The 26,431-nt window shown below is 52.3% G+C and carries 24 protein-coding genes; 8 read left to right on the top strand and 16 right to left on the bottom strand.

Annotated elements, in window-relative coordinates; all coding sequences use genetic code 11:
- Window positions 1-2,049: a type II secretion system secretin GspD gene (gene gspD, locus IE054_RS13220; protein WP_373293895.1), complete on the bottom strand. Its 2,049-nt coding sequence runs from the start codon at window positions 2,047-2,049 to the stop codon at window positions 1-3.
- A gap of 22 nt (window positions 2,050-2,071) precedes the next feature.
- Window positions 2,072-2,995 carry a type II secretion system protein GspC gene (gspC, locus tag IE054_RS13215; protein WP_189407158.1) on the bottom strand — a complete coding sequence of 308 codons (924 nt, stop codon included), beginning with the start codon at window positions 2,993-2,995 and terminating at the stop codon, window positions 2,072-2,074.
- Window positions 2,996-3,120: 125 nt separating this feature from the next.
- Here gspC and hslR point away from each other — a divergent pair, with 125 nt between their 5' ends.
- The 4 genes from hslR to IE054_RS13195 all read left to right on the top strand — a co-directional run bounded on the left by hslR (window position 3,121) and on the right by IE054_RS13195 (window position 7,700).
- Entirely contained in the window at window positions 3,121-3,525 is a 405-nt protein-coding gene (gene hslR / locus IE054_RS13210) for a ribosome-associated heat shock protein Hsp15 (RefSeq protein ID WP_189407155.1), read from the top strand.
- 32 nt (window positions 3,526-3,557) lie between these two features.
- Complete coding sequence (hslO, locus tag IE054_RS13205; protein WP_189407153.1) at window positions 3,558-4,457, top strand: Hsp33 family molecular chaperone HslO; 900 nt, start codon at window positions 3,558-3,560, stop codon at window positions 4,455-4,457.
- A 312-nt stretch (window positions 4,458-4,769) separates the two neighbouring features.
- A complete protein-coding gene (locus IE054_RS13200) occupies window positions 4,770-6,344 on the top strand; it encodes a phosphoenolpyruvate carboxykinase (RefSeq protein ID WP_189407151.1) in 1,575 nt (524 codons plus the stop codon).
- A gap of 183 nt (window positions 6,345-6,527) precedes the next feature.
- Window positions 6,528-7,700 carry an MFS transporter gene (locus IE054_RS13195; protein WP_189407149.1) on the top strand — a complete coding sequence of 391 codons (1,173 nt, stop codon included), beginning with the start codon at window positions 6,528-6,530 and terminating at the stop codon, window positions 7,698-7,700.
- A gap of 43 nt (window positions 7,701-7,743) precedes the next feature.
- Here the strand turns inward: IE054_RS13195 and envZ are convergent, their stop codons facing one another.
- From envZ to IE054_RS13175, 4 genes are all read right to left on the bottom strand, one after another.
- Window positions 7,744-9,069 (bottom strand): two-component system sensor histidine kinase EnvZ, encoded by a 1,326-nt coding sequence (gene envZ, locus IE054_RS13190; RefSeq protein ID WP_189407146.1) that lies wholly within the window; start codon window positions 9,067-9,069, stop codon window positions 7,744-7,746.
- Between the two features lie 29 nt (window positions 9,070-9,098).
- A complete protein-coding gene (gene ompR, locus IE054_RS13185) occupies window positions 9,099-9,824 on the bottom strand; it encodes an osmolarity response regulator transcription factor OmpR (protein WP_189407144.1) in 726 nt (241 codons plus the stop codon).
- 153 nt (window positions 9,825-9,977) lie between these two features.
- Complete coding sequence (locus IE054_RS13180) at window positions 9,978-10,877, bottom strand: phosphoribulokinase (RefSeq protein ID WP_189407143.1); 900 nt, start codon at window positions 10,875-10,877, stop codon at window positions 9,978-9,980.
- A 120-nt stretch (window positions 10,878-10,997) separates the two neighbouring features.
- Window positions 10,998-11,948, bottom strand: coding sequence for an ion transporter (locus IE054_RS13175; RefSeq protein ID WP_189407141.1), 951 nt, complete (start codon window positions 11,946-11,948; stop codon window positions 10,998-11,000).
- A gap of 420 nt (window positions 11,949-12,368) precedes the next feature.
- Here IE054_RS13175 and IE054_RS13170 point away from each other — a divergent pair, with 420 nt between their 5' ends.
- A complete protein-coding gene (locus tag IE054_RS13170; RefSeq protein ID WP_189407138.1) occupies window positions 12,369-13,235 on the top strand; it encodes a PEP-CTERM sorting domain-containing protein in 867 nt (288 codons plus the stop codon).
- Window positions 13,236-13,315: 80 nt separating this feature from the next.
- Here IE054_RS13170 and purD read toward each other — a convergent pair whose 3' ends face one another.
- The 6 genes from purD to prmA all read right to left on the bottom strand — a co-directional run bounded on the left by purD (window position 13,316) and on the right by prmA (window position 19,745).
- Window positions 13,316-14,608: a phosphoribosylamine--glycine ligase gene (gene purD, locus IE054_RS13165; RefSeq protein WP_189407136.1), complete on the bottom strand. Its 1,293-nt coding sequence runs from the start codon at window positions 14,606-14,608 to the stop codon at window positions 13,316-13,318.
- 13 nt (window positions 14,609-14,621) lie between these two features.
- A complete protein-coding gene (locus IE054_RS13160; protein WP_189407133.1) occupies window positions 14,622-15,437 on the bottom strand; it encodes a class I SAM-dependent methyltransferase in 816 nt (271 codons plus the stop codon).
- 219 nt (window positions 15,438-15,656) lie between these two features.
- The gene (gene purH / locus IE054_RS13155) at window positions 15,657-17,255 is read right to left on the bottom strand and encodes a bifunctional phosphoribosylaminoimidazolecarboxamide formyltransferase/IMP cyclohydrolase (RefSeq protein WP_189407131.1); all 1,599 of its coding nucleotides are present in this window, start codon (window positions 17,253-17,255) and stop codon (window positions 15,657-15,659) included.
- A gap of 78 nt (window positions 17,256-17,333) precedes the next feature.
- Complete coding sequence (fis, locus tag IE054_RS13150) at window positions 17,334-17,627, bottom strand: DNA-binding transcriptional regulator Fis (RefSeq protein ID WP_012520109.1); 294 nt, start codon at window positions 17,625-17,627, stop codon at window positions 17,334-17,336.
- 30 nt (window positions 17,628-17,657) lie between these two features.
- A complete protein-coding gene (gene dusB, locus IE054_RS13145) occupies window positions 17,658-18,656 on the bottom strand; it encodes a tRNA dihydrouridine synthase DusB (protein ID WP_189407128.1) in 999 nt (332 codons plus the stop codon).
- A gap of 210 nt (window positions 18,657-18,866) precedes the next feature.
- Window positions 18,867-19,745 (bottom strand): 50S ribosomal protein L11 methyltransferase, encoded by an 879-nt coding sequence (gene prmA / locus IE054_RS13140; protein ID WP_189407126.1) that lies wholly within the window; start codon window positions 19,743-19,745, stop codon window positions 18,867-18,869.
- 202 nt (window positions 19,746-19,947) lie between these two features.
- Here prmA and IE054_RS13135 point away from each other — a divergent pair, with 202 nt between their 5' ends.
- The gene (locus tag IE054_RS13135) at window positions 19,948-20,688 is read left to right on the top strand and encodes a substrate-binding periplasmic protein (protein ID WP_229805144.1); all 741 of its coding nucleotides are present in this window, start codon (window positions 19,948-19,950) and stop codon (window positions 20,686-20,688) included.
- Here IE054_RS13135 and IE054_RS13130 read toward each other — a convergent pair.
- From IE054_RS13130 to IE054_RS13115, 4 genes are all read right to left on the bottom strand, one after another.
- Window positions 20,664-22,184: a S10 family peptidase gene (locus tag IE054_RS13130; protein ID WP_189407120.1), complete on the bottom strand. Its 1,521-nt coding sequence runs from the start codon at window positions 22,182-22,184 to the stop codon at window positions 20,664-20,666. The two genes, IE054_RS13135 and IE054_RS13130, sit on opposite strands and share 25 nt — an antisense overlap.
- A gap of 208 nt (window positions 22,185-22,392) precedes the next feature.
- On the bottom strand, window positions 22,393-22,686 hold the full coding sequence (locus IE054_RS13125; protein WP_189407118.1) for a high-potential iron-sulfur protein: 294 nt from the start codon (window positions 22,684-22,686) through the stop codon (window positions 22,393-22,395).
- Between the two features lie 213 nt (window positions 22,687-22,899).
- Window positions 22,900-23,547, bottom strand: a complete 648-nt coding sequence (locus IE054_RS13120) for a flavin reductase family protein (protein ID WP_189407115.1) — start codon at window positions 23,545-23,547, stop codon at window positions 22,900-22,902.
- Entirely contained in the window at window positions 23,540-23,731 is a 192-nt protein-coding gene (locus IE054_RS13115; RefSeq protein ID WP_189407113.1) for a zinc ribbon domain-containing protein, read from the bottom strand. The genes IE054_RS13120 and IE054_RS13115 overlap by 8 nt, the downstream gene beginning before the upstream one ends.
- Window positions 23,732-23,899: 168 nt before the next feature.
- On the opposite strand from IE054_RS13115, the gene IE054_RS13110 reads away from it, so the two are divergent.
- Window positions 23,900-24,196, top strand: coding sequence for an HNH endonuclease (locus IE054_RS13110; protein ID WP_189407110.1), 297 nt, complete (start codon window positions 23,900-23,902; stop codon window positions 24,194-24,196).
- Between the two features lie 96 nt (window positions 24,197-24,292).
- A complete protein-coding gene (locus IE054_RS13105) occupies window positions 24,293-26,410 on the top strand; it encodes an exonuclease domain-containing protein (RefSeq protein WP_189407108.1) in 2,118 nt (705 codons plus the stop codon).
- Window positions 26,411-26,431 lie beyond the last annotated feature (21 nt).

Here is a 26,431-nt window from a genome sequence, read left to right as displayed (position 1 = left end):
TTACTCATCGTCCTTGTTTTCGCCGAGATTTTCTTTATCCATGATGTATTCCTCAAACGACGGCGGCAGCGCCAGTTTGTCGTCCCAGGCTGGCATGCTTGGGCCTTCTGTATTTGGCATCAGGGGCACACCCTGCTGCATGCGTTTGAGCTGCAGTGCACGGATATAGTTGTACTTACGGTGACTGATTTCATTCATGGTCGCGCCGTCACGCACAATGGTGGGGCGGATAAAGACCATCAGATTGGTTTTACGTTTTGATGTCGAGGTCGATTTGAACAGGTGTCCCAAAATAGGAATATCGCCCAGCAGCGGTACCTTAGACACACTTTCCTGTACATCTTCATCAATCAGACCGCCCAGTACGATGGTGCCGCCATCATCCACAATCACCGTGGTTTTGATTTCCCGTTTGTTGATGGAAATATCCACCGAGGTCGCCCCGCTGACACTGGACACTTCCTGTTCAATCAGCAACTGAACGGCGTCACCTTCGTTAATTTGCGGTGTGACTTTCAGTTTTACCCCGACTTCCTGCCGATCCACCGTCTGGAACGGGTTGGAGTTGTTATCGCCGGTGGTTGTACCGGTAATGATAGGAACTTCCTGACCCACGATAAAGAATGCCTCTTCATTATCCATCGTCGTCAGATGTGGCGTGGCCAGAATGTTGGAATTGGTATCGTTACTGACCGCCTGCACCACGGCGCCCCAGCCATCTTCAATGACCCCGGCAATCAATCCGTTGGCGCCGCCCAGCAGGTTCGCCAGGGGCGTCAGATTACCTTCAATGGTTTCAGTAGACTCGACCACTTCACCATTGGCCGTTACATTGGTCCGGTTGACTTCCCGATCTTCGGCCTGACGCAGGGCCACACCCAGCGCACCAACCGGCACCACGCCATTGTTAAACTGTGTACCGCCACCGGCTTCCGAGACCCACTGTACGCCCAGGGTACTGCCATCGCCTTCCGATACCTCAACGATGATAGCTTCGACCTGTACCTGCGCACGGCGTACATCAAGCTGACGGATGACTTCTTCGAGTGAGCGCATCATGTCGGGTTCGGCAGTAATTACCACGGCATTCGAATCTTCGTGGGTTTCGATGCTGACTTCGCGGTTAGAGGAGCTACGACGCTGATTACTGCCGCCGCTTTGCTCTTCGGCCTGAATACTGGCAGATACGCCACGCAATACCTGTACGATATCTTCGGCCTTGGCATAATTCAGAAATACTACGCGGGTATTGCCGTTGGTTTCCAGCTCCTGATCCATACGCTGGATAAGGTTAATTAGACGCTGGCGGGCTTTCACATCACCACTGACAATCACTGAGTTGGTGCGATCATCCGCGACCACGCGAGGCTCAGATTTACCGGTATTGGCCGCTTTGCCCTGCGAATTGTTAATGCTTTCAACAATTCGCACCATTTCAGAGGCCGAGGCATATTTCAGTTTTACAATTTCGACTTCTTCGTCACCGGCGCGGTCGACCCGCTCAATAATTTCCACCAGACGGTTTACCACCGCGGCCCGTCCGGTCAGCATCATTACATTTGACGGATCGTGGCTGACCACATTACCGCCGCCGGCCTGGTCGTTCAGCTGACGTAATATTGGGGCAAGTTCGCGTACTGGTACGTTGTAAACCGGCACCACGCGGGTGATCATTTCATCGCCGTCTTTGAGCGCGCCTTCTACCACCGGAATGTTAGAGGTTTTGGCGTCTTTGGAACGCACCACCTTAAGGATACCGCTGGGCATTTCCACCACGGCAAAATCATAGACCTGCAGTACGTTCAGAAAGAACTGGTAATACTGATCCTCATCCAGCATATCGTAGCTGCGTACGCTGATTTTACCCCGTACATTCGGATCGACAATGATGGTCCGTTCAAGGTTTTTACCGACAATATTAATAAATTCATTGATGTCGGTATCTTTGAAATTGGGCATGTATTCGGCAGCGTTTACCGACACACACAGCAGTGCCGCACACAATACGGTGCTTATGCGTGAAATCAGGGTCTGGCGGGCTTGCCTCATAATATCTGTTTTCCTATAGTTCTCACTGTGCCGCAGGCTCGGGTAAATCGAGATACACGGTGTCGTAACTGCCATCGCGCAGGATAGTCAGTTCGATGCTCTGAGCGCTTCGCAGTTCCGTCAGCGCTTCCTGTGATTGTTGTAAGTCAGTCAAATCCAGCCCATTAATCTGGGTGATGACGTCGCCGGCCTGTAAGCCAGCCGCTTGAAACAGGGTGGCATTTTTGCCGGGCGCAACTTTATAGCCGACCAGCTGGCCACCTTCAGTTTGCGGTGATATGGATATAAAGTCGGTAAAATTGGCCGGCTTTTCGCGCAGTGCCGCGGTCGCTTCTACGGCCTCGTTGCTAAGCTGGCGCTTATCATTCTGATTTGCTGCTGCTTCTCGCTGCGCGTTGCGCTCGCGACGACGGTTGGCTTCTTCAAAATCGACCCCGTCCAGCATCAGTGTCTCACTGCGCGCACCATTGCGGATAATCACCCGGTCGCTGAAAACCTGCTGCAACGTGGCATTGGTTTTTTCTATCTTGTCGCCCAGCCCGTAGACGCTTTGAGACCCGCCGTTTTCCACGATAGCGGTTGCGGCATTTTCGTCACTGCTCACCACAACCCCGGTCAGGGTCAGGTTAAGGCGGGTTTCAGGCGCATCGGTGACGGGTTCTTTCTCGACCGGTTTGGGTTTAGCTGTGGCATTTCCAAACAGGTTCAGCTGTTGTATTTTTCGAAGGTTGACCCCACCTTGATTGCTGTTAGCAGGCGTCGACACACGGTTGACGGCTGTGGGTGGAGACGAAAGCGCAGGCTGAGGTACAATTCGCCAGATAAGCTCGGCTGCAAAGGCAATAAGGTACAGGCTCAGCACGACTACAACCGCCAGATGAAGGTACTTCTGGTGTTGGTTCGCGGCACTGACGAGCGCCTGTGGAGTGAGTTTATCAAATGTCATGCGATTAGGTGATACAGCTGCTTTTTCGTTATATTTATAAGAATTTTTGCGCTTTAGCCGACTCATCATAGCCTAGTCAGGGTAGGGGTCACAATACTAAAGGGCACTAGTGACAAAATTATTACATGAGCCAAAAGCGAAGCGACAATACATCACAAAATGTCAGACTCGACAAGTGGCTGTGGGCAGCCCGCTTTTATAAAACACGGGCGCTTGCCAGAGACATGGTACAGGCCGGAAAAGTTCATTATAACGGTCAGCGCGCCAAGCCCGGGCGTGCGGTAGAACCTGGTGCCATGCTGAAGATCACGGCCGGCTGGGACGTCAAGGAAGTGGAAGTACTGGGCTTGAGTGACAAGCGCCTTGGCGCGCCCCAGGCGCAGGCACTGTATCAGGAGACCGAGGAAAGTCAGGCGCAGCGTGAGCGTAATCAGCTGGCAAGAAAAATGAACACGTTTCACAATCCGCACCCCGATGGCCGGCCCGACAAAAAGCAACGTCGTGAAATTATCAAAATGAAACAGCGCTGAACAGCGCCGTGCACACAAGTTAAGGATCCCTTATGAGTTCGTTTGATCAACTACACCGCTTTATTTTTCCCGACGCCAGTGTGCGCGGAGAGCTAGTAAAGCTCAGTGACAGTTTACAGCACATCGTGCACAACTATGAGTACCCGGTTCAGATCCAGCAATTACTGGGTGAAATGGCGGCGGCTGCGTCACTGCTGACGGCAACCCTGAAAATTGAAGGCGAAGTGGGCCTGCAAATTCAGAGTGAAGGCGTGGTGCGCTACGCAGTGGTCAATGCCACCCATGAACAGACATTACGCGGCGTTGCGCGCTGGGATGAGTCGCTGACCAGTCTGCCGGAAAGTTTTGCTGAACTGACGGATAAAGCCATACTGGTGATCACCATCACCCCACACGAAGGCGAGCGTTATCAGGGGGTTGTTGCGCTGGATAAACCCTCATTGTCTGCGTGTCTGGAAAGTTATTTTGAACAATCTGAACAGCTGCCTACCCGGGTTCGACTGATGACCGACTTCTCTGACCCTGAGAATGTGCGCTCTGCAGGGATGCTGCTGCAAGTGCTGCCGAAATCTGCCAGTACCTCTGAGAAAGACAGTCTGAGTGAGTTTGAGCATATCAGTACGCTGACCGATACCCTGACCAGTGAAGAAATGTTCAGTCTGCCGGTACAAGACATTTTATACCGGCTGTATCATCAGGAACAGGTTGAAATGTACCCGGCGCAGGCCGTCAGCTTTGCCTGTACCTGTTCGCGTGAACGCAGCGCCGCAGCCCTGAAGAATGTTGAAAAAGCGGAGCTGGAAGCCATTATCGCTGAAGAAGGGGCAATTAAAATGAATTGTCAGTACTGTCATACCGAATACCGCTTCGACAGCATTGATGTGGAAGCGATTCACAACGGTCACGCCGGTGGCGCTACGCAACCACAGTAAGTCGCTTTTTTCTCCCGCAGCATCACCTTTCAGACCCATGCTACGTGTAGCGGTACGCCTTTAAGGGCGTACCGCTTATGCATTCCCGCTGTAAAAAATTACGTTTCTTAATCTGAAATATTTCATGATTAGGCACAGAAATAACGCATGGTGACTACCTTTTTAGCATACCCGTCTTTGTATGTTTGATACTGATCAATCTGTCATTTTAATAATCATCAATAATTTACAATTAACCGATTGCGGCGGCGCGTGTTTTCCGTACAATCGAACTTCGATTACAAAGATGAAAACTTACAGGTGGACTTTCAAATGACGGCGGCAACCAGCATGGATTCGGGAATCGTAGTGACCCCCCGAGCCGACTTATCCAGTGCAGCTCTGATTGAGCTGGCGATTCAGCGCGGCGAAGGCCATTTGGCCGACAACGGTGCATTAGTTGTTGAAACTGGTGCCCGTACCGGGCGTTCACCCGCCGACCGGTTTATTGTCAAAGAACCTGGCACAGAGGCTGAAATCGAATGGGGCAATGTAAATAAACCCTTCGATGCAACGCAGTTTGACGCCTTATGGCAGCGTGTTGAAGCGTACCTCAATACCCAGGAGCACTTTTTGTCGCATCTGCAGGTCGGCGCCGATCCAACGCATGCTCTGCCTGTTGTAGTACGCACCCAGACCGCCTGGCAGCAAGTGTTTGCCCGTAACCTGTTCATTGTGCCAGATAACTGGAATCCAGCCTCAGAGACACCCTGGCAGGTGATGAATGTGCCAGGTTTTGTGTGTGAGCCGAAGCGTGACGGCACCAACAGTGATGGCTGTGTGATTATCAACTTCGCTGAGAAAAAAGTCCTGCTGGCCGGTATGCGCTACGCCGGAGAGATGAAAAAAGCCATGTTCTCTGTGCAGAATTTCCTGCTGCCAGGCAAGCAGGTATTGCCCATGCACTGCTCGGCAAATGTGGGCGAAGCCGGCGACGTGACCCTGTTTTTCGGCTTGTCCGGGACGGGAAAAACCACCCTGTCAGCCGATCCGACACGCTTTTTAATTGGTGATGATGAGCATGGCTGGGCACCAGGCAGTGTGTTCAATATAGAAGGTGGCTGCTATGCCAAATGTATTGATTTATCGCAGAAGAACGAACCGGTCATCTGGGACGCCATTCGCTTTGGCGCCATCCTTGAAAACGTGGTGATGAACGCGCAGCGCCAGCCGGATTACAGCGATACCTCGCTGACGCAAAATTCCCGCGCGGCGTATCCGCTTGAGCATATTAGCAAACGGGTCGACGCCAATATGGCCGGTGAACCGCGCTCGGTGGTGTTTTTAACCTGTGACGTTAGTGGTGTGCTGCCACCGGTGTCGATACTCAGCGAGCCTGCGGCCGCCTACCATTTCTTAAGTGGTTATACCGCCAAGGTTGGATCAACCGAGATAGGTGCCAGCGCAGAAATTGAATCCACCTTTTCTACCTGTTTTGGTGCCCCGTTCTTCCCGCGTCCCGCGCGCGTATACGCCGAGTTATTAATGAAGCGCGTAAAAGACTTTGGTGCGCGTGTTTACCTGGTGAACACCGGCTGGACTGGCGGCCCGTATGGCAAAGGTCAGCGCTTTGATATTCCAACGACCCGCGCCATCATTGATGCCATTGTGACAGACCAGTTACGGGATGTGGAAACCCGCCATATTGACGGGCTGAACCTGGATGTGCCGGTGGCCGTTCCTGGTGTCGACAGTCAGCTACTTGTGCCCCGTGACACGTGGCAAAGTGGTGATGAGTATGATGCCTATGCCAGCCGTTTGATCGCGCAGTTTCAGAAAAATTTTGCTCGCTACGAAGTGAGCGAAGAGATCATCAACGCCGGTCCTCATAACGATTCCCAACGATAATCACAACCGTGATTACTTTCACCCGCAGCATCCGCTGCGGGTTTTTTATCTTGCCCGAATTTCGTCACTGTGACACAGTAATAGCGATTAAAAAGAGGCGAAACAGGCCCAGAGTCCAACAAACGCCCACCCTACAGACAAACCCTGTTTTTAACATTTCCTGATATCCAGCGAGGAGTATGCATGCAGCGTCGACCTGTGACGGTGGTGGTCTTTGCCGGCTTTTTTCTGCTCGGTAATCTTTTTATTCTGTGGGGGATCCTGCTGCCCGATATCGCGCGTAACCTGGCGATGTCGGAACTTGTCAGTGGCGCACTGTTTTCCTTATTTTCACTGGGCATGATGATTGGTGCCATACTGGGCGGCAAATATGCAAACCGGTATGATTTTGTTTCTCTCTTAGGGATCCTGTTTGCGCTTGATGCCGTGTCAGTCATGGTAATGACGCACTTCACGCACTGGTCGGGTGTGATTGGCATGGCGTTTATTATCGGCATTATCAGCTCGGCTATTATCACCATTGGCCACACCCTCATCGCACAGATTTACGCACAGAAACGCTTTGCCATGATGGGACTAATGGACTTTATGTTCAGTCTGGGTACGCTGGCAGCGTCATTTTTTGTCACCCTGATGTATCAGGTTAGAGAAGACTGGCACCTGCCCATGCAGGTGTTGTCGTTTATCATGCTGGGGGTGGCGGCACTGGCTTTTTTCACTGCCAGTGCCAATGCCCGTAAGGTCGCCACGTCTGCCTATAACCAGGATAAACGTACGCTGGCATTTACACAGATTATCCGTCAGCCGGTTTTTATGTTTATGGCCTTGCTGAGCTTCGGTTATGGGGCTGTTGAGTTTGGTAACGCCAACTGGTTTGTCAGCTATGCCCACAATGGTCATGGCTTCAGCGGCGAGCAATCACGAAACCTGCTGGCCTGCTTTACGGCCGGTATGGTGATAAGCCGGCTTGGTTTTGCGTGGCTGCTGCGAATTGTCAGCGTACCGCGTTTAATCGTTCTGATGGCGACCATGTCACTGATGGGGACACTGGGTATAAAGCTCAGCAGCGAATTGGTATCAATGGGTGCCAGCAATCTGTTACTGGGGTTAGGGCTTGGCGGTCTCTTTCCGTTGATGCTGTCAGCTGCCATGAGTATGGATGAACAAAACGGTCCGGTGCTGTCGGGGATCAGCATTATCGGCAACTCCACAGGCGTTCAGGTTGCCTCGTTCAGTACCGGGGTATGGGCCAATTACGTGCCTTTGACCGTCGCGTTCTGGGTCATTCCCATCGCGGGATGCTGGTTATGGCTGGCGGCGGTGGGATACAGCAAAATGGTCCGGCAAGGACAGTAGCTGAGGCGCGGCAGGTGCACGTGCAAACCTGATAACGTGACAACTACAACTTGTCGCGCTGCGGCAGCCAGAATTCAGCAATCAGACCGCCCTGAGGATGGTTGCGAAGCCGGATCTGACCCTCGTGCGCTTCGATAATACGTCGCGTAATCGCCAGTCCAAGCCCTGAGCCCAGACTGCCCCGGGCCTTATCGCCCTGTGCAAACGGCATAAACACGTCGCTCAAGCTGGCTTCGGGGATACCCGGACCAAAGTCGCGAATTTTGCAATAAACACGTTGCTCGCGCGCATCATAAAACGTATTGATAACGATAGTATCCGAGCCATAGCGAAAGGCATTTTCAATCAGATTTTCAATCACCCGCTTAATGGCAATACGGCGCAGGTTAAGTGCGGGCAGGTCGCCGAGCTTCAGTGCAATATGGTGTGATGCGTCAAGCTGACGGGCCTGAGTTGCCTCGCTTATCAGCGTGTTGAGGTCAGCCTGTTCGTGAATTTCTTCGGTATCAAAGCGGGCGTACTCGATAAACTGATCGATAATGGCATTCATATCTTCAATGTCATTGACGATCCCTTCTTTTATCCAGTCCTGTTCGTCGGGGAGCATTTCTGTCGCCAGCCGGATACGGGTGAGCGGTGTGCGCAAATCATGGGAAATACCCGCAGTCATCAGCGTCCGGTCGTGCTCAAGTTGTTTGATGCCCTGGTTCATGCGGTTAAACGCACGGGTTACCGCCATAATCTCACTGCTTCCCTCTTCTTCCAGCGGCGGAGGAAAGTGCCCGCGTCCTACTTCGACCGCCGCGCGCTGAAGCGATTGCAATGGCCGCGTCATGCGGCGCACAAACAGCCAGCCACCGGCCACACTTAAGATCCCAATCACCATAAGGTACATGGTCAGCGGCGAGATATTGGCCTCGTTGAGACCCGTAATAGGGATGGCGATCCAGGTGTCCGGATAACGCTGCACCGAAATCCAGACCAGGTAGGGGGGCTCGTTTGCGGCGCTGCGATCTGAGCCGGTGCTGATGCGCACATCGGCATTCATCTTAAGCTGATCAGATACTTCGTCCGACATAAAGCCATAAAACGTGGCGTTTTCCAGTCCGGTCTTTTGCGCGTCACTTTCATCAATGACACGAATGGCGGTTTGCTTGTAATAACGTTCCCGGGCCGCCTGGTTGCTAACCAGCAAATCATCAGCAATCACGCTTTTCACCTGGGTGGCCAGCAGACTGTTAATTTGCTGATAGCTGGGGCGAATAAAGTAGTAGGTGACCGACAGATAAGACACCACCTGATTGATAAGCAGCAGCACGCCTATCAATAAGACAGTCTGGCCGAAGGCACTTTTAGGGAGCAGTCGCACGACAGGGGCGGCAGGTTAGGCGGCTAACATCATGCGCTTTTTTCGCCGTCCGGCACAAACACATAACCCAGTCCCCATACCGTCTGTATGTATCTGGGGTTGGTCGGATCCTTTTCCAGCATGCGACGAAGGCGTGATACCTGGACATCGATACTGCGCTCCAGTGCACTGTAATCCCGGCCCCGGGCCAGGTTCATCAGCTTGTCCCGCGACAAGGGCTCGCGCGGATGGGTAACCAGCGATTTAAGCACGGCAAATTCGCCGCTGGTGAGGGTCATAGGGGTGCCCGAGTCGGTCATTTCGCGGGTCGCCAGGTTCAGTGCATAGGTGCCAAACTCGACAACCTGTTCATCCCGGGAAGGTGCGCCGGGGGCTTCATTTGACTGGCGACGCAGCACCGCTTTCACGCGAGCCAGTAATTCGCGGGGATTAAAGGGTTTGGGCAGGTAGTCATCGGCGCCCATTTCCAGGCCTATAATACGATCTACTTCGTCGCCTTTTGCCGTCAGCATGACGATGGGCAGCGGATTATCGGACTTGCGGATGCGGCGGCAAATCGACAGGCCATCTTCGCCGGGTAACATCAGATCCAGGACCATCAAATGAAAATTCTCCCGTTCCAGCATGCGATCCATTTGATCAGCGTTCGCCGCTGCCCGCACCTGATAGCCCTGTTCTACCAGATAGCGCTCAAGCAGGCTTCTGAGACGCATATCATCGTCAACAACAAGAATTTTTGAGGTTTCCTGACCCATACTGATATCCCGGACGTTTTTTTATACTATAACCACAAGGTTGGCATCGACAAAGCAAAACTGCCTGCAGTGAGGACAGTGCTTTGTTACAAATAGTGTCATTGATGGCGGTGTTGCATGACGCGTGTCATCGCTGCCAGCTTTACGCTGCCGTTAGTCACTCACCCAGTCCATCTGATGACCGGCGCGTCGCTTCTTCGCCAGCAGATCTTCTATCAGTGGTGTCAGGATCAATTCCATGGCCAGCCCCATTTTGCCGCCCGGCACCACCAGTGTGTTAATGCGTGACATAAACGCACCATCGATCATTTGCATCAGATAGGGGTAGTCGACATTTTTCATTTCCCGGCGAAAGCGCACCACCACAAAGCTTTCATCCTGTGTCGGGATTTCTCTGGCACTGAAGGGGTTTGAGGTATCGACAGTAGGAACACGCTGAAAATTGACATGGGTGCGGGAAAACTGTGGGGTAATATACTGAAAATAGTCATCCAGCCCACGCACAATGCTGCTCATTACCGCTTCTCTCGAATGGCCCCGGTCAGTGGTGTCGCGTACGATTTTCTGGATCCACTCCAGGTTCACAATGGGCACCATGCCGACCAGCAAATCAACATGTTTGGCAACATCATTTTCTTCGGTTTTTACGCCGCCATGTAACCCTTCATAAAACAGCAGGTCGGTGTTTTCGGGAAGATCCTGCCAGGGGGTAAACGTACCGGGCATCTGGTTGAACGGTACCGCTTCATCAAAGGTATGCAGGTACTGGCGAAAACGACCGGTACCGGCGCTGCCATATTCCCGGAATACCGTTTCAAGCAGTTCGAAATCATTCGCTTTTGGCCCAAAGTAACTGATATGACGTCCCTGTTCCTGCGCTTTGCGGATCTCCACTTCCATCTCGGGACGAGTGAACCGATGAAAGCTGTCACCGCCGACCACGGCCGCATTGATCTTCAGGTTCCTGAAAATGTGGCGGATAGCATTGGTTGTTGTGGTAGTGCCAGCGCCGGAGGACCCGGTAATGGCAATAATCGGGTGTTTTACAGACATAGCGTCACTTGAGGTTAAGCCGGACCCTAGTTATAAGCTTATGACTATCATTAATCAAGGGAAGATACGCACTCGCCGCCAGGGCTGTACAATTTCTGTCAGGGCCAGATATGAGACGTTTTATTCCATTGAAGTGTCGCTTTGACTGTCATCATGGTTGCGATGGTGGTGCTGTAATAACCTGATGATAAGCTCGGCTTCTTCCTCGTCCAAATCAAGCAGCTCTCTGACCCGCTCCAGATGATGTGCGTCATGTTCGCTGATCGCTCCATCGGCAATAATGGTTTTAACGGTGTCCTGAAACCGGGCGCGGCGCTGCTGCATGTGTGCGGTAAAACTGGATGACAGGATCCCCGCTGGTAACGCATACAGGCCCACACCCAGCAGGGTTATAAACCCGCCAAAGACCTTTCCCAGAGCCGTCACTGGCACCACATCGCCATAGCCTACCGTAGTAAGAGTGACCAGCGCCCACCATAACGACGCAGGGATACTGGTAAATACGTCGGGCTGTGCATGGTGCTCCAGGTAAAAAATAATGGTGGCAGCGATAACCATTAATATCAGCAGCATGCTGGTGGCGGCGAGCAGCGTGCGGGCTTCTTTACGTATTACCGTGAAAATGGTTTGCATAGAGCGTGAGTAGCGGCCAAGCTTGATCATGCGTACAACCCTCAGCAGGCGTAATACCCGCAAGTCAATATTGACCAGTGACCCTAAATAAAACGGCAGTATCGCCAGCAAATCAATCAAGGCCATGGGGCTTAACAGGTAGTCGATACGCCGTTCCCAGCGCGGCTCATCCGGGTTCTTCGGATGGGGGATGAGCGGTGCTACCCAGATCCTTAACAGGTATTCGATGCTGAATATCGCCACCGACACTACTTCAAACATCGCGAGTTCGACATGCCACTGCTGGTACAGTGCCGGCACCGTTTCCAGCATCATGGCAACCACATTGGCGATGATAAGCACGATCAGTAACATGTTGACAAGGCGTGCGCTGCCAGTGCCGACGGGTGAGGAGGGAGGCGTGTGCAAGGCGTGGTAAACGTGGCGCTGAAAAGACATAGGCTTACAGTTCCGATTCTGTCATGGCGTCTTCCCTATATACAGCGTTCGCTGCGTTGCTTGTTAGTACAGCAGAGTTTGCGAAGATAATCTATAGACGAACTCGCGACAATGACCTCTGCAAATAGAGAGGTGGGCAGTGCGGATAATCAAAGTGTCAGATATTTTTACAGTTTTTGATGGCGCTTACTACTTTGGTTTAGTTGTTAATAAAATGCGATAAAAATCAGGTAGTAAGTACGCTACAGGCTATCTGAAGCTGTCGAAATTCTATTCATATGCGTGTTTTCTTATGTCGGTGATTTTAACAATGTCGTTTGCTTATGGTTAAAAGTTCAACAATGTCAATGAGATAAGTGGTTGGACCTAAACTTGCTACTGCTGCCCCTGCGGGAACGCAAAAACTAAAAAGGAAATAACATGAAGAATGTATTAACAAGCGCCGTTGCAGCGCTGTCCTTAGTTTCAGGGGTTGTTCAGGCAGCGCCCATAGAGAGTGGGTCTGGCTGGATCAGCAGCGACAGGTTTGGCTATGAAGGCACCATTACAGTGTACAGTGATGCGGGGCTCGCCAATCAGGTTGATCTGATTAATGTGAGTGAGCGAGACCTGTCACTCTATTCGATTTTTGGCAACCCTGGGGTTGGTGCTGATGCAGCAATTGCGATGGGCTCCTGGTGGTACAGTACTGCGGTGGATGGTACAGGAGCCCCCCGTGGTAATGGCTGGGGTAATACACACGGTAATACCGGTGCTGGTTTTATGCAGTATTACAACGCGGCCTCGTACAGCGATCCCGCTGCATTGCAGGATGTGAGTTTCGGATTTGATAACTTCAATGGAACCCACTGGACTGACTTTTTGTTTTCTATGTCGGTACGTAACGGTGATTCTGCATCGCGCTTAAGTGCACCAAGCAATGTGGCAGACGCCGGGACATTCCTGGAACTGGATATTGACTTACATGCCACCGGTCTGGAAGGCTTGCAGATTGGCAACATGATTGAAGCCAACGGCGATCCGCTGGGTGTGACTGGCAGCATGAGTGGCCTGTTCCTGGGTAGCGAAACACAGAACGGTCAAACCAACGACGGCTTGTACTACGTGTTTGACTTTGACCTGAATATGGATAACTGGGCGTACGCGAACCGTGATGATTTGGTTGGTATTGAATACGCCAGCAGCACGTTTGCGGTCAATGTTTCGCAGGTTCCAGAGCCTGGTGTGCTGGGGCTGTTCGGTCTGAGTCTGATTGGGCTGGCGATACGTCGCCGAAAGTCTGCCTAGCAGAAACCTTCTAATTGCGTCTCGCAAAAAAAACGGGCTTTAAAGAAAGCCCGTTTTTTTATCTTTAAGACAGCGCCTCTTTACTGCGCAGTACTTTCCCGGCTAATAGCCCGGTGGGCGATATCTGTACGGAAGTAGGCATCGGTAAAGTGCAGTTTGCCGGTAAGGTCATACGCACGTTGCTGCGCCTCAGTAACATTTTTCCCCAGTGCAGTGGCACACAATACCCGGCCACCGCTGGTGACGACATCGCCATCCTGAAGCTTGGTGCCGGCGTGAAAGACTTTACCGTGTTCATTATCGGCAGTGTCCAGGCCGCTTATTGTATGGCCCTTTTCATACGCACCGGGATAGCCGCCTGCGGCGAGGACCACGCCAACCGCGGCGCGTTCGTCAAATTCAATGGCTTTGTCATTCAGCTCGCCTTCACAGGCAGCCAGACACAAGTCCACCAGATCAGACTGCAAACGCAGCATAATGGGCTGAGTTTCCGGATCACCGAACCGGCAGTTATACTCAATCACTTTTGGTGTTCCGTCTGCCATGATCATTAACCCGGCATACAAAAAGCCTTTGTACGGCATACCTTCTGCTGCCATACCGTCGACGGTCGGCATTATGACTTCCTGCATAATACGGTCGTGGATGGCCGGCGTGACCACTGGCGCCGGTGAGTAGGCGCCCATCCCGCCGGTGTTCGGACCAGTATCACCATTGGCGGCACGTTTGTGATCCTGACTGGTGGCGAAAGGCAGCACGTTTTTACCGTCAACCATGACAATAAACGAGGCCTCTTCGCCATCCAGAAACTCTTCAATCACTACCCGGCTGCCGGCTTCACCAAAGGCATTGCCGGATAACATATCGCGGATAGCGGCTTCGGCATCGGCTTCATTCATGGCGACAATTACGCCTTTACCCGCGGCCAGACCATCGGCTTTTACAACAATCGGCGCGCCCATTTTCTGCATGTACGCAATGGCCGGATCTACTTCGGTAAAGGTCTGGTAGCCAGCGGTAGGAATAGCGTGGCGCGCCAGAAAATCTTTGGTGAACGCTTTCGAGCCTTCCAGCTGCGCAGCAGCCTGCGTTGGCCCGAAAATGGCCTGGCCTGCTGCCTCAAAGGCATCTACGACACCTGCAACCAGCGGCGCTTCCGGACCGACAATAGTCAGTGCTACATCGTTGTTTTTAGCAAAATGAAGCAGGCCATCAATGTCGGTCACATCTATCGCAACATTTTCAAGCTTGTCTTCGCGTGCGGTACCGGCATTACCCGGGGCAACAAACACAGTAGCTACAGAAGAAGATTGCGCGGCCTTAAACGCCAGCGCATGCTCGCGGCCGCCGCCGCCAATTACAAGTACGTTCATCAAATGTCCTGTCTTACGATTTGGGTTTTACAAATTTAAGCGTCATGCGATTACTCTCGCCAATGGTGAGGTATTTTTCGCGATCTTTTTCATCCAGCGCCAGACGGGGTGGCAGGGTCCATACCCCGCGCGGATGATCGGCATTATCCTGCGGATTAGCGTTTACGTCGCTACTTTCAGCGAGTTTAAAGCCCGCTTTTTTGGCCGCATCCATGACCACCGAGCGCTTCATGTAGCCGCTATCTTTCATGGCGGCGTCATTGCCTGATTCTGGCATTTCATGCTCTACCACACCCAGGATACCGCCTGGTTTCAGCGCCTTAAAAAAGCTTTCAAAGGCTTTGTCAGTATCTTCTTTGCCGCCGTTCATGTACCAGTTGTGTACGTTTCTGAAGGTCAGCACCGCATCAGCAGAGCCTGGTTCGGCAATATCATGGGCTTTGCCAGGATGAAAGGCGGTAAGGGTGACGTCTGAGTAATGATCGGCTTTTTCCATTTTGTCCTTAAAGCCGTCCAGTGACTTGCGGTAATAGTCATGTGACTCTTCATCAATAAAAAAGTGCGCCGCAACGTAGTTGCCCTTTTCCTTTAACATTGGCGCAAGGATGTCGGCATACCAGCCGCCGCCCGGCCAGATCTCAACCACCGTCATATCTGGCTGAATGCCAAAGAACCGAAGGGTTTGCTGTGGGTTACGGTATTCATCGCGCACTTTTGCGTCTGCACTGCGATGCTCACCTTTTACGGCGTCGGTCAGAGCATCCGCAAAAGCGGTAGTACCGCCAAGCCCCAGTGAAGCAGCGAGTAGATATTGCGCAAACTTTTTCATGTCGTATTCCTTATTGTCAGTGTTTTACTGTCGTTATCGTGCCGGAGAGTGTGCAAACCCGTCTACAGCATAAGCCGTTTTTAACGTGTTTGCTCCTTTCCTGATACTGCCTGCACATACTTTCAGATTAAGCCTACACCCTGGCGGCCCATCACGCTGACAAGTTAACGATAAAGCCAGGCAGATTACCGCATACGCTGCCCGGCTTGTGGTATACCGTTAGTGGCGGAAGTGGCGCATACCAGTGAAGACCATCGCGATACCATGCTCGTCAGCTGCCGCGATGACTTCGTCATCACGCATCGAGCCACCGGGCTGGATCACCGCTTTGATACCCGCTGCCGCTGCCGCATCAATACCGTCGCGGAATGGGAAGAACGCATCAGAGGCCATCACCGACCCTGCGACTTCCAGTTTTTCGTCGGCGGCTTTAATACCGGCAATTTTCGCCGAATAGACACGGCTCATCTGGCCGGCACCGACGCCGATTGTCATGCCATCTTTGCTATAGACAATGGCATTAGACTTCACATACTTGGCCACTTTCCAGCAGAACATCAGATCGCGCAGTTGCTGCGCATCAGGCTGAACCTTGGTGACCACTTTAAGGTCGTCCATCTCCACCATGCCGAAGTCGCGCTCCTGCACCAGCATGCCGCCATTGACGCGCTTATAGTCGTAGCCTTCAGTTAGTTGCCCGTGCCAGTCGCCACAGGCCAGCAGGCGGACGTTTTTCTTAGCTGCAATTACGTCTTTGGCCTGCTCTGAGACAGACGGCGCAATGATCACTTCGACAAACTGACGATCAACAATGGCCTGCGCCGTCGTAGCGTCCAGCTCACGGTTAAACGCAATAATGCCGCCAAACGCCGAGGTAGGATCGGTTTTAAATGCGCGGTCATAAGCGGCTAAACTTGTTTCGCCAATTGCCACACCACACGGGTTTGCGTGTTTGACGATCACACAGGCTGGTTCGTCGAACTCTTTCACACATTCCAGCGCCGCATCGGTGTCCGCGATATTGTTAAAGGACAAGGCTTTGCCCTGCAGCTGCTCGGCCGTCGCGACCGAGGCTTCCTGCACCTGGTTCTCTACATAAAACGCCGCATTCTGGTGGCTGTTTTCGCCGTAGCGCAGATCCTGCTTTTTGCTCATCTGCACATTAAACGTGCGTGGGAATTCACTGTGATCGTGACCGTCGTCGTCTTCACCTTCAACCGCGTCAAGGCGGGTACCAAAGTAGTTCGCGATCATGCCATCGTATTCGGCCGTATGCTCAAAGGCTTTCACCGCCAGGTCAAAGCGGGTCTGGTGTGTCAGTGAATTTTCATTCTGCTGCATCTCAGTAAGGACACGGGCGTAATCGTCGGCGTTCACCACAATGGTGACATCACGATGATTTTTGGCAGCCGCGCGAACCATGGTAGGACCGCCAATATCGATATTCTCGATGGCGTCTTCCAGTGTACAGTCGTCTTTGGCCACCGTATCTGCGAAGGGGTAAAGGTTAACTGCAACCAGATCAATGGCGTCTATTTCATTTTGCGCCATGACGCTCTCGTCCTGGCCGCGGCGACCTAAAATCCCGCCGTGAATTTTCGGATGCAGGGTTTTAACGCGGCCATCCATTATTTCTGGGTGCCCGGTGTGGCTGGAGACCTCTTTGACTGGCAGTCCTGCTTCACTGAGCAGGCGGGCTGTGCCGCCGGTGGACAACAGTTCAACGCCAGCCTCGTGCAGGGCGCTGGCAAATTCTACAATTCCGGTTTTGTCTGACACACTAAGAAGTGCGCGGCGAATAGGTTTTGGTGTTTGCATAGGTGTCGGTACTATCACAAATGGTTGAAACAAAAAGAGCACCGAAAGGTGCTCTTAAGTGGGCAATGCCCGTCAATCTTAGTTCATGCCGTACTGCTTCAGCTTCTTACGCAGTGTGCCACGGTTGATGCCCATCATGATGGCGGCGCGGGTCTGGTTGCCACGCGTGTAAGTCATGACCTCTTCCAGTAAAGGCGCTTCAACTTCTGCCAGCACCATCTCATATAAATTGTCGATGTTGGCGTTGTCCAGCTGCTTAAGGTATTTGTTAACCGCCTGCTTTACGGAATCACGCAGTGGCTTTTGCGCCTGAGTCTGAGAAGGCGTTGTTACTGTGGTAGTAAAAGGTGAAGTCACATTTTGATCGAACATAATACAGTCTTGCTCTTTGGTTAGTCATCACTATGCTGCGGGAGAAATCTGTCGGGTTTCTCGACGTTGCAGCGATTGAAAATAATCGTCTATCGCCGTGAGCTGCGCATCGCTTTGCTCAATGGCGTTAAAGATTTTACGAAACTGACGTTCCTTATCATGCTCCGAGAGATACCAGCCCACGTGCTTTCGGGCAATTCTTACACCGGCAATGTCACCATAAAAAGCATGCACATTGGCTACGTGGCTGCGTAGCACGTCATGTTGTTCTGACAATGGTGGTGCACTCAGGGTTTCACCGGTTTCAAGAAAATGCAGTATTTGCTTGAAAATCCAAGGGTTTCCCTGTGCGCCCCGGCCTACCATCAGACCATCTGCGCCAGTGTAGTCGAGCACCTCTTGTGCTTTTTGCGCAGAGGTAATATCGCCATTCGCAATAACCGGAATAGTCACTGCTGCCTTAATTTTGGCAATGGTGTCGTACTCTGCGTGTCCTTTATACATACAGGCGCGTGTTCTGCCATGAACAGCCAGCGACTGAATGCCGTTTTGTTCAGCAATACGGGCAATATCAACCCCGTTGCGGTTGTCCGGATTCCATCCGGTGCGGATTTTTAATGTGACAGGCACATCCACCGCCTCAACCACTGCTTGTATAATTGACTCAACCAACTCCGGATACTGCAAGAGTGCGGAGCCTGCGAGTTTTTTATTCACTTTTTTGGCCGGACAGCCCATGTTGATATCGATGATCTGCGCCCCGTTTTCAACATTAAACTGTGCTGCCTGCGCCATGAGTGCAGGATCAGCCCCGGCAATCTGAACCGACCGGATCCCTTCTTCGCCACTATGGTCCATGCGCGCCATCGACTTGGCGGTTTTCCATACCCGCGGGTTACTCGACAACATTTCAGACACCACCAGACCTGCCCCCATCCGTTTGCAAAGCTGACGGAATGGTCGGTCGGTCACGCCTGCCATCGGCGCGAGCATCAAATTGTTATCAAGCTGATAGGGTCCAATACGCATAATTATTCAACTACAACTGAACAGAAATTATACACCCGGCTCAAACGGGGCGCTAAGTGTACGCGTTTTCGCTAAACATGAAAAGGCTAAAAATCGCACAAAATTTGGTGCTGGACTCTTGACAGAATCGAAAATCAGAACATTCCCAAGCCAGATAATCCCTGATGTCGGCCCGGGGTATCTTCGAATTTATCATCAAAAGTCAGTAGGTTAGCGACGCTGCCCACTGACGCGCGCCCACTCTCCTTCTGTCACACTGGGGGCCAGGTCAACGTCAGTGCTGTAAGCGGCTTCAATGTCGTTGACCTGCTCGTTGAGGATCCCTGAGAGCACCAGTTGTCCCCCCGGTTTACAGAACGCGGTAATGGTTTCACGCAGCGACAACAAAGGCCCGCTTAAGATATTGGCGACAACGACGTCGGCACTAATGGTTGGCTGGTTCTGCGGTAAATACACAAAGAGCCGGTCACTGACAGCATTGCGTCTGGCATTTTCCTGTGTCGCCTCAAGCGCCTGAGGATCGATATCGATGCCGATAACCTTGTCAGCACCCAGCTTTAATGCCGCAATGGCAAGAATGCCGGAACCACAGCCAAAATCGACGACCGTTTTTCCTTTAAGTGATAACCCGTCCAGCCAGCGCAGGCACAGCGCAGTTGTCGGATGGGTGCCGGTGCCAAAGGCCAGCCCGGGATCCAGCAACACATTAACCGCCTCCGGGTCTGGTACCTCGCGCCAGCTGGGACAAATCCACAGACGCTCACCAAATTGCATGGGATGAAAGTTATCCATCCACTCGCGCTCCCAGTCTTTGTCTTCCAGTGCATCGAGTTTATAGCTGAACGTGTCACCTAACACTGGCATGTGTCGAAGCTGACCAATAATACCGTCAATATCGTCGCTGGCATCGAATAAGCCAATTACCCGTGTGTCGGGCCACAGCATCACTTCGCCAGGTTTGGGTTCATACATCGGCGTGTCTTTTGCGTCGACGAAGGTTACCGCCTGGGCGCCGACCTCGCTCAGGCAGTCGCCTATCGCTTCAGCGTTTTCCGACGAGGTTTCGATAAGCAATTGTATCCAGGCCATGGTATTCCTTGGTTAAAGTATGTGACGATGATGGCAACGTATTGTACCAGTGTGGATAAGGAAGCGGCAGGGCAAAGGGGGCAATTCTCGCAGGCCGTTGGTGAATACAACAAAAAGGTGTATCTTAGAGTTTTCTGGCTATGCCTGTTGGTGATACATGCGCCTGTCACTTTCTGCGCTTTCGATATTGGCGGCATCTACAATGTCGGCTTCTGTGCTGTCAAAAACGCTGGATGTTGTCGTTGGCTGGAACAAGCCACCTTATGTTATGTCTGACGCCGATTCAGGCTTTGAGCTGGAGCTGGTCCGGCAAATTCTGCACGAATTAGGTCACGAGATGCGGCCGGTCTATGTGCCCATGGGACGTACCATGATGATGGTGGCAGAAGGCGAGGTGGATATGGGGCTGACCATGAATCTGCGCCACACCATCAACGCGACATTACTCACCGACCCTTATGTTATTTATCAGAATGTCGCCGTCACCCGCCAGGACCGACAGCTGGATATCAATTCAATTGATGCGTTGGCCGGACACAGTGTGATTGCGTTTCAGACAGCCACTGAAGTACTCGGTCCGGCGTTCGCGCGCATGATTGAGCGCACCTCGGGATACCTGGAAGTACCGGAACAACGCCGACAGGTCAGTATGCTGTTACTAGGCAGCGTCGATGTTGCCGTGCTCGATCGTAACATTTTTACTTATCTGAAAGGGCAGCTGCCTGATTCGCAGCAGCATGCCACCGTGATCCACGAACTGTTCAGTATCAGCCCTTACAGCGCGGCAATCCATGATCCCGTGTTGCGAGAGCAGTTTGATGAGGTGCTTGCAGAGTTTATCGCTGACGGTCGGTATCAGGCGTTACTTGACAGGTTTGGGCTGGTCAATCTGCATGACAGACTGCCAGCCCCTGACAGTCAGTTTGCCGAGGACAAAAACTGACGCAGATCTTCGGTCAGCTGTTCCAATGAAGGCTGGTGGATGTACATCATGTGACCGGCTTCGTAATACTTCATGGTAAGCCGATCCTTATCAATGCCATGATGATTCATTGAATACTCGGTGGCAAAAAATGGCGTGGCTAAGTCATAGTAGCCATTGGCGACAAAGATACGGAAATCTTTGTTCTGACGCATCGCCCGCGACAACGTCGGGGTCATCGCCAGAAAACCCTGGCCGCGTGCGCTGTTACCTATCTGCCAGTTCCAGTTACGGAACACGTCACCTGAGAGTACGTTATATTTTTCCTCGCGCAGCACATCCAGCTCGGTGGCCATGTAATGTTGCAGGGCCGCTGTATACGCGCCGTCTATGGCATATGAGGACGGATCTGCTTCAAAACTGCTGGAAACCTGGACTTCATCTTCTCCCAGATAACGGCTGTCCAGCCGGCCTACAACGTCGCCACGGTCACGCAGTAACTCTTTCATAAAATAGAATTCGTTAATACGCATATCGGTTTGTTCAATATAGGTTTTATCAAGGCCGGTATAGGCATGCAGAGCATCGACGACTGACGCCTTGCTGTCGTCACTGGCCAGATCGCCTTTTAGCAGGACGCTTGCATACTCGCCCAGCGCAAAGTCTTTAACTTCACTCAGAAAGCTCCCCAGGCTGTCGTACTGCGCTTTATTGGGGATCGCGTCATGATACCAGGCCGTCGCCGCGTACGTTGGCAAAAAGGTCAGGTAAGGAAGATCATTACCGTCGGTGAAATCGCCGGTCTGAAAATCAAGGATGGACGAAATTAGCATGACCCCATTTAAGTCAATGCTGCCCCAGCCTTCCTGTAACTCTCCGACCATCGCCGCTGCGCGGGTTGTGCCGTAGCTCTCACCCGCCAGGTACTTAGGGGAATTCCAGCGCTTGTGCTTGGTGATGTATAACCGTACGAACTCGGCCAGTGCCTGCGCATCCTCTTTTACGCCCCAGAACGCTTTCCCTTCGGTTTCCCCCAGTGGTTTCGAGTAACCGGTGCCTACGGGATCAATAAATACCAGATCGGCCATATCCAGCAGGCTGTCCGGATTATTTTTAATCGGGTAAGGCGGTGCGCCGACCTTGCTGGCATCGCTCGGCAGCACCACGCGTTTTGGGCCGAACAGGCCCATATGCATCCATACACTGGAAGAGCCCGGGCCGCCGTTAAACACAAACAGTAAAGGGCGTTCGGCGCGATTATCCACATCTTCACGTAGGTAGCTGATGCTAAAGACCGACGCGGTTGGCTTGCCGTCTTTGTCTTTCAGGTGAATATCGCCCGCATGCACACTGTATTTTATCGTGTCGCCATTGATTCTGGCTTTGTGCGTGGTTTGCGACATGGCAGCTTCCGGCACTGGCGCGGTGGTCGCGTCTTTTTCCTGAGCGCTGGCAGTGAAAATACTTAGCAGGCCAATAAGAGCGAGACAGTATGGAGTTATCCGGGATGGGTGCATGGGCAAAGTCTCCTTGCGGTTGCAGGGTAATAAAAGGTTATTGATTTTATAATGCGAAAACGTTCACAGACTGAACATTCTGGTTATTCTGGCTTAGCGTGCCTGAGAAACACAATGGCAGCCAGATTTTTTCGTTGTATTGCGGGGTATTAAGGGCAAGTGAAGCAACAGGCGCGCAGGTCGACCCTTGCCCTGCGCGCCACATCAATTAGCTCGGACGTTTGACCCAGGCACTGCACCAGCCGTTCACATCGACCAGTTTGCCAGGGAAAATAGCGCAGGGGCGCTGACTTTTCCCTTCGTCACCCTGTATATACATGCAATTTCCACAGTTTGACCCATCCACAGTGGAAGAAGCGGTATAGTTCAGTGCCTTGGCTGTCGGGTCGTCTGCATCCAGTGGTTCCTGCGCATGCGCCCGCAGCGCTGTTCCTCCCAGTGTTAAACCAATTAGTGTTGTACCAGACATCTTGAGGAAACCGCGACGATCAACCGATTTCATAGTTATCTCCAGAGTAATAAAATTGAGAATGATTCTTTTTTAATCACTCTCTAAAATACAAAAACCTGCGTATAAGCAGGTTTCAGACAGCCGGTTGCAGTCAGGTAACCGGCTCCTTTTGTCAATGGTATATACTTATACGCGTATTTTCAGGATCTGACAAAAAAAGTTTTCTGTCTTTGATCTTTATTAAGTTTTTTTCAGATCGTGCCGCTATTTGCCATTTTTTTGATGCAGAGGCTGGTCAGGTTTGGCATACGCGTACTGCGCCAGCCGGGTAGTCTGATGATAGCTGTCGAGCCCTGAAATACAGGCACTACCTAACGCTTCAAGGTCGACATAGCCATCGTCAGCAATGTGGGTGTCTGTCACCAGCACTTCCTGAACTGCGCCAATCAGTAATTCTGTGTCGTTGCACAGCACTTGCCGCTGCACCAGTCTCAGTCCGATTTTGACGTGACTTTCTGCTACATACGGTGCGTTGAGTGCTGTGGAATACCAGGGGGTTAATCCTACCGCGCTGAATTCGCTGGTGTCTGCCGGGTATCTGGCAGCAGTCTGATGGGCTTTGTCGGTCCAGCTGTGATGCACGTGGTTCAGCGTATAGTCGTGAAACTGCTTAATGTTAGACAGAGAATCACGTTGCACGGAATGCGGGCGCATAATCAGACCGAGCAACGGTGGGTTAGCACCAATATGAACCGGTGAGCTGACAATGGCCAGATTGTCCGTCTGCCCGTCACTGGTCCCCAGCAGACAGGCCGACTTAAAGCCGGACAGGCTGTTCACGAAATTAGCGCGGTATCGCGCCTCCATGTCGTTAATTTGCTCAGCCGATACTGACCGTATTTGCTCAGTCATTTTCGCGATTCGCCTGCAGCGACAAAGTATCGCCATCGCGGCTGACATGCAGCTCAATTGGCTGGCAGCAAATCTGGCAGTCCAGCACCTGCTGCTGGCCGACATCGTTCATTTCATCAATCTCGACATCGTTGGGTGCCATGCAGTAGGGGCACTCAAAGGTCATCGGTTGGGTTAAGCTCATGGTGTCTCCTTATTCGCATCAATAAGATTGCCTTGACCCGGCACCTGGCTGTGCGCTTGAGCGGCGATAAACTTATCTGCACCTTTACTAGAGGCTTTTACGCAGCAGGTAAGCCGGTGGATTGCCAAACGCATTGCAAAGAATGGTTTAACCTGTGAATATTGGCCCATGCCGCTACCGAAACGTACCGGGATCTGCCCATGCTGTGGGCGCGAAACCCGGCTGACATATCACCATCTTATTCCCCGTCACATGCACCGGCGTGCCTACTTTCGTAAAAACTATTCACGGCAGGAACTAAGTCAGGGCATTTATATCTGCCGGCAGTGTCACGACGGGATCCACCGCTTTTATACTGCAATGGAGCTGGCCAAACACCTCAATACACTGGACAGGTTGTTAGCTGATGACAGTCTTGCGGCGCATTTCGCCTGGGTTGCCCGTCAGCGTATTCGAATTGATTAAGGCGCTGCGGTCATCGATAACAGTTCGCCTCCTGCACTTTCGCGGTTACACTGAACAGCGTATACTGTTTAAAAGTACAGTGCTTATGGATGGGATATGCGTAACAAAACGTTGCCGGCAACCTATTATCTTGATCATTTTCACGAATTCCTGGGTTTTTTTGAGGGCGCTAACCGGGCATTACTGACGTGCGAGGCGCACGCGTTTATCAGGGACTTTCGGGCACTCTGCAAAGATCAGCAGTGTCTGATTGCCCGCGCCGCGAACCGGAAGTATGCGGTCATCAATCGTCATCATTTCAATTATGCAGAAATTGACACGCCACAGGCGCATCTGGATGCACTGACCGAGACGGGCTGGTTTGGTGATATTGCTCAGGCATCACTGACTGACATTGCCGGAGCGCTGACCAAAGATGCAATTATTACCCTGTTGCGTCCTGACGGTGCAGGCAGTTTAAATGCCAGAAAAAAAGACGATCTGGTGTTACTGCTGGAAAGCCAGGTCCGCGTGCATGGCTGGCCCTCCTCGTTGCCAGAGGACTATCTGGTCAGCCGCTTTAATGACACGCTTCGCTATTTGTTATTTCTTTATTTTGGTCACAGCAAGGGCCGGCTGAATCAGTTTTCTATGCGCGATTTAGGGATCATGCGCACCCGGGCCGATGCAACGCAGGACAGTGCGCGGTTTGATGATAAGGATGAAGCGGTCAGAGCCTGGACGTATGTGAATGACTATCAGCGCGTACCATTCTGGAGTGATACCGAGAAGCTGGTGGCCGCTCGCACTGAGATGCCTGTTCTGCGAAGCCCGGCGGCGCAGCAATACCGCAATCGCTATTTGCTGCGACTGGGTCTGGCGCTGCTGGCCACTGAGCCTGACACTGCATTGAGTGTGCTGGCGCAGGCAGACAGTGACGAGGCTCAGGAAAAGTGGATAAGAGAAGCCTACAAAGCAGGCCGTAAAGACGAGGTAAAAGCCCGCCTGGAAACACTGATTGATACTCCGCCCTCTGATACGTTGCTAGCCTTTGCGGAGGATTTTTACGCCAGAAAGTTTCATAAAAAGCGGACCAGTGCGGTAACCGATATGCTGCGTAGCGCCAGTCGCACGCTCGACCTGGATGAAAGCCACCGCCACGAGGTCGAAGCCGGTGTTCTGGGTTTTTACCGGCGTGAGGGACTGCACTGCTGGCGGACTGAAAACCGGCTGTGGCGTAGTTTGTTTGGTCTGACGTTCTGGCCTCTGCTATTTGAGCGTGATGTGCTGGTGACAGAGTTTGACCGTCGTCCTCAGTCGCTGAAACACAACACCTTTTACACGCAGTTTAGCGAAGACATCGAAGCGTTGCTTAATACCCTGACTGATACGACCGCGCTGATGCAGCATGTTACCCGCATGGCAGGCGCGCATTATGGCAAAGTAAATGCGCTGTTTATGTGGCACCAGCGTTTACTTGAGACGATTAGCGCTTTGCTTGACCACGCACCTTTGCACAGTGTTATTACCCTACTGCGCATGATGAGCGAGGACTTTGCCGGACTCAGTGACGGATTCCCTGACATTATGGTATTCGACGGTGAGATCCTGCGCTTTGAAGAAATCAAGGCGCCGGGTGATCAGTTAAGGCGCAATCAGCTGACCACCATACAGCGCATGCAGCAGGCGGGGTTTGAGGTGAATATTACCCAGGTAAACTGGGTGCGCGACCCGAATCAGCCCTATGTGGTCGTCGATATAGAAACTACCGGTGGCAATAATGCTTACCACCGGATCACTGAAATTGGCATGGTAAAAATGCAGCATGGTGAAATCATTGACCGCTATCAGACACTGCTCAACCCGCAGCGCCGAATTCCAAAATCCATTACCCGACTGACTGGCATTGACGATGCCATGGTGGCTGATGCGCCGCTGTTCAGTGAGGTGGCAGACATTATTGACGAGTTTACCGAAGGCTGCGTATTTGTGGCGCACAACGTGAATTTTGATTTTGGCTTTATCCGTCAGGAATTTGCACGCCTTGAGCGCACATTCCGGCGGCCCAAGCTGTGTACGGTCAGGGAAATGCGTCGTGCCAAGCCCGGCCTGCCCAGCTATTCGCTGGCGGCACTGACTGCGCAGTTTGGTATTAAGATGGACAGGCACCACCGTGCGATGTCAGATGCACAGGCTGCTGCCGAATTATTAACGATCGTTCATGCGGCGCAGTGAACAGCGAGGCGTGACAGCCGT

Source organism: Alteromonas halophila, assembly GCF_014651815.1.
Lineage (GTDB): Bacteria > Pseudomonadota > Gammaproteobacteria > Enterobacterales > Alteromonadaceae > Alteromonas > Alteromonas halophila.
The sequence above is the reverse complement of the archived record's forward strand: the minus strand, read 5'-3'. Positions and strand labels throughout refer to the sequence as shown.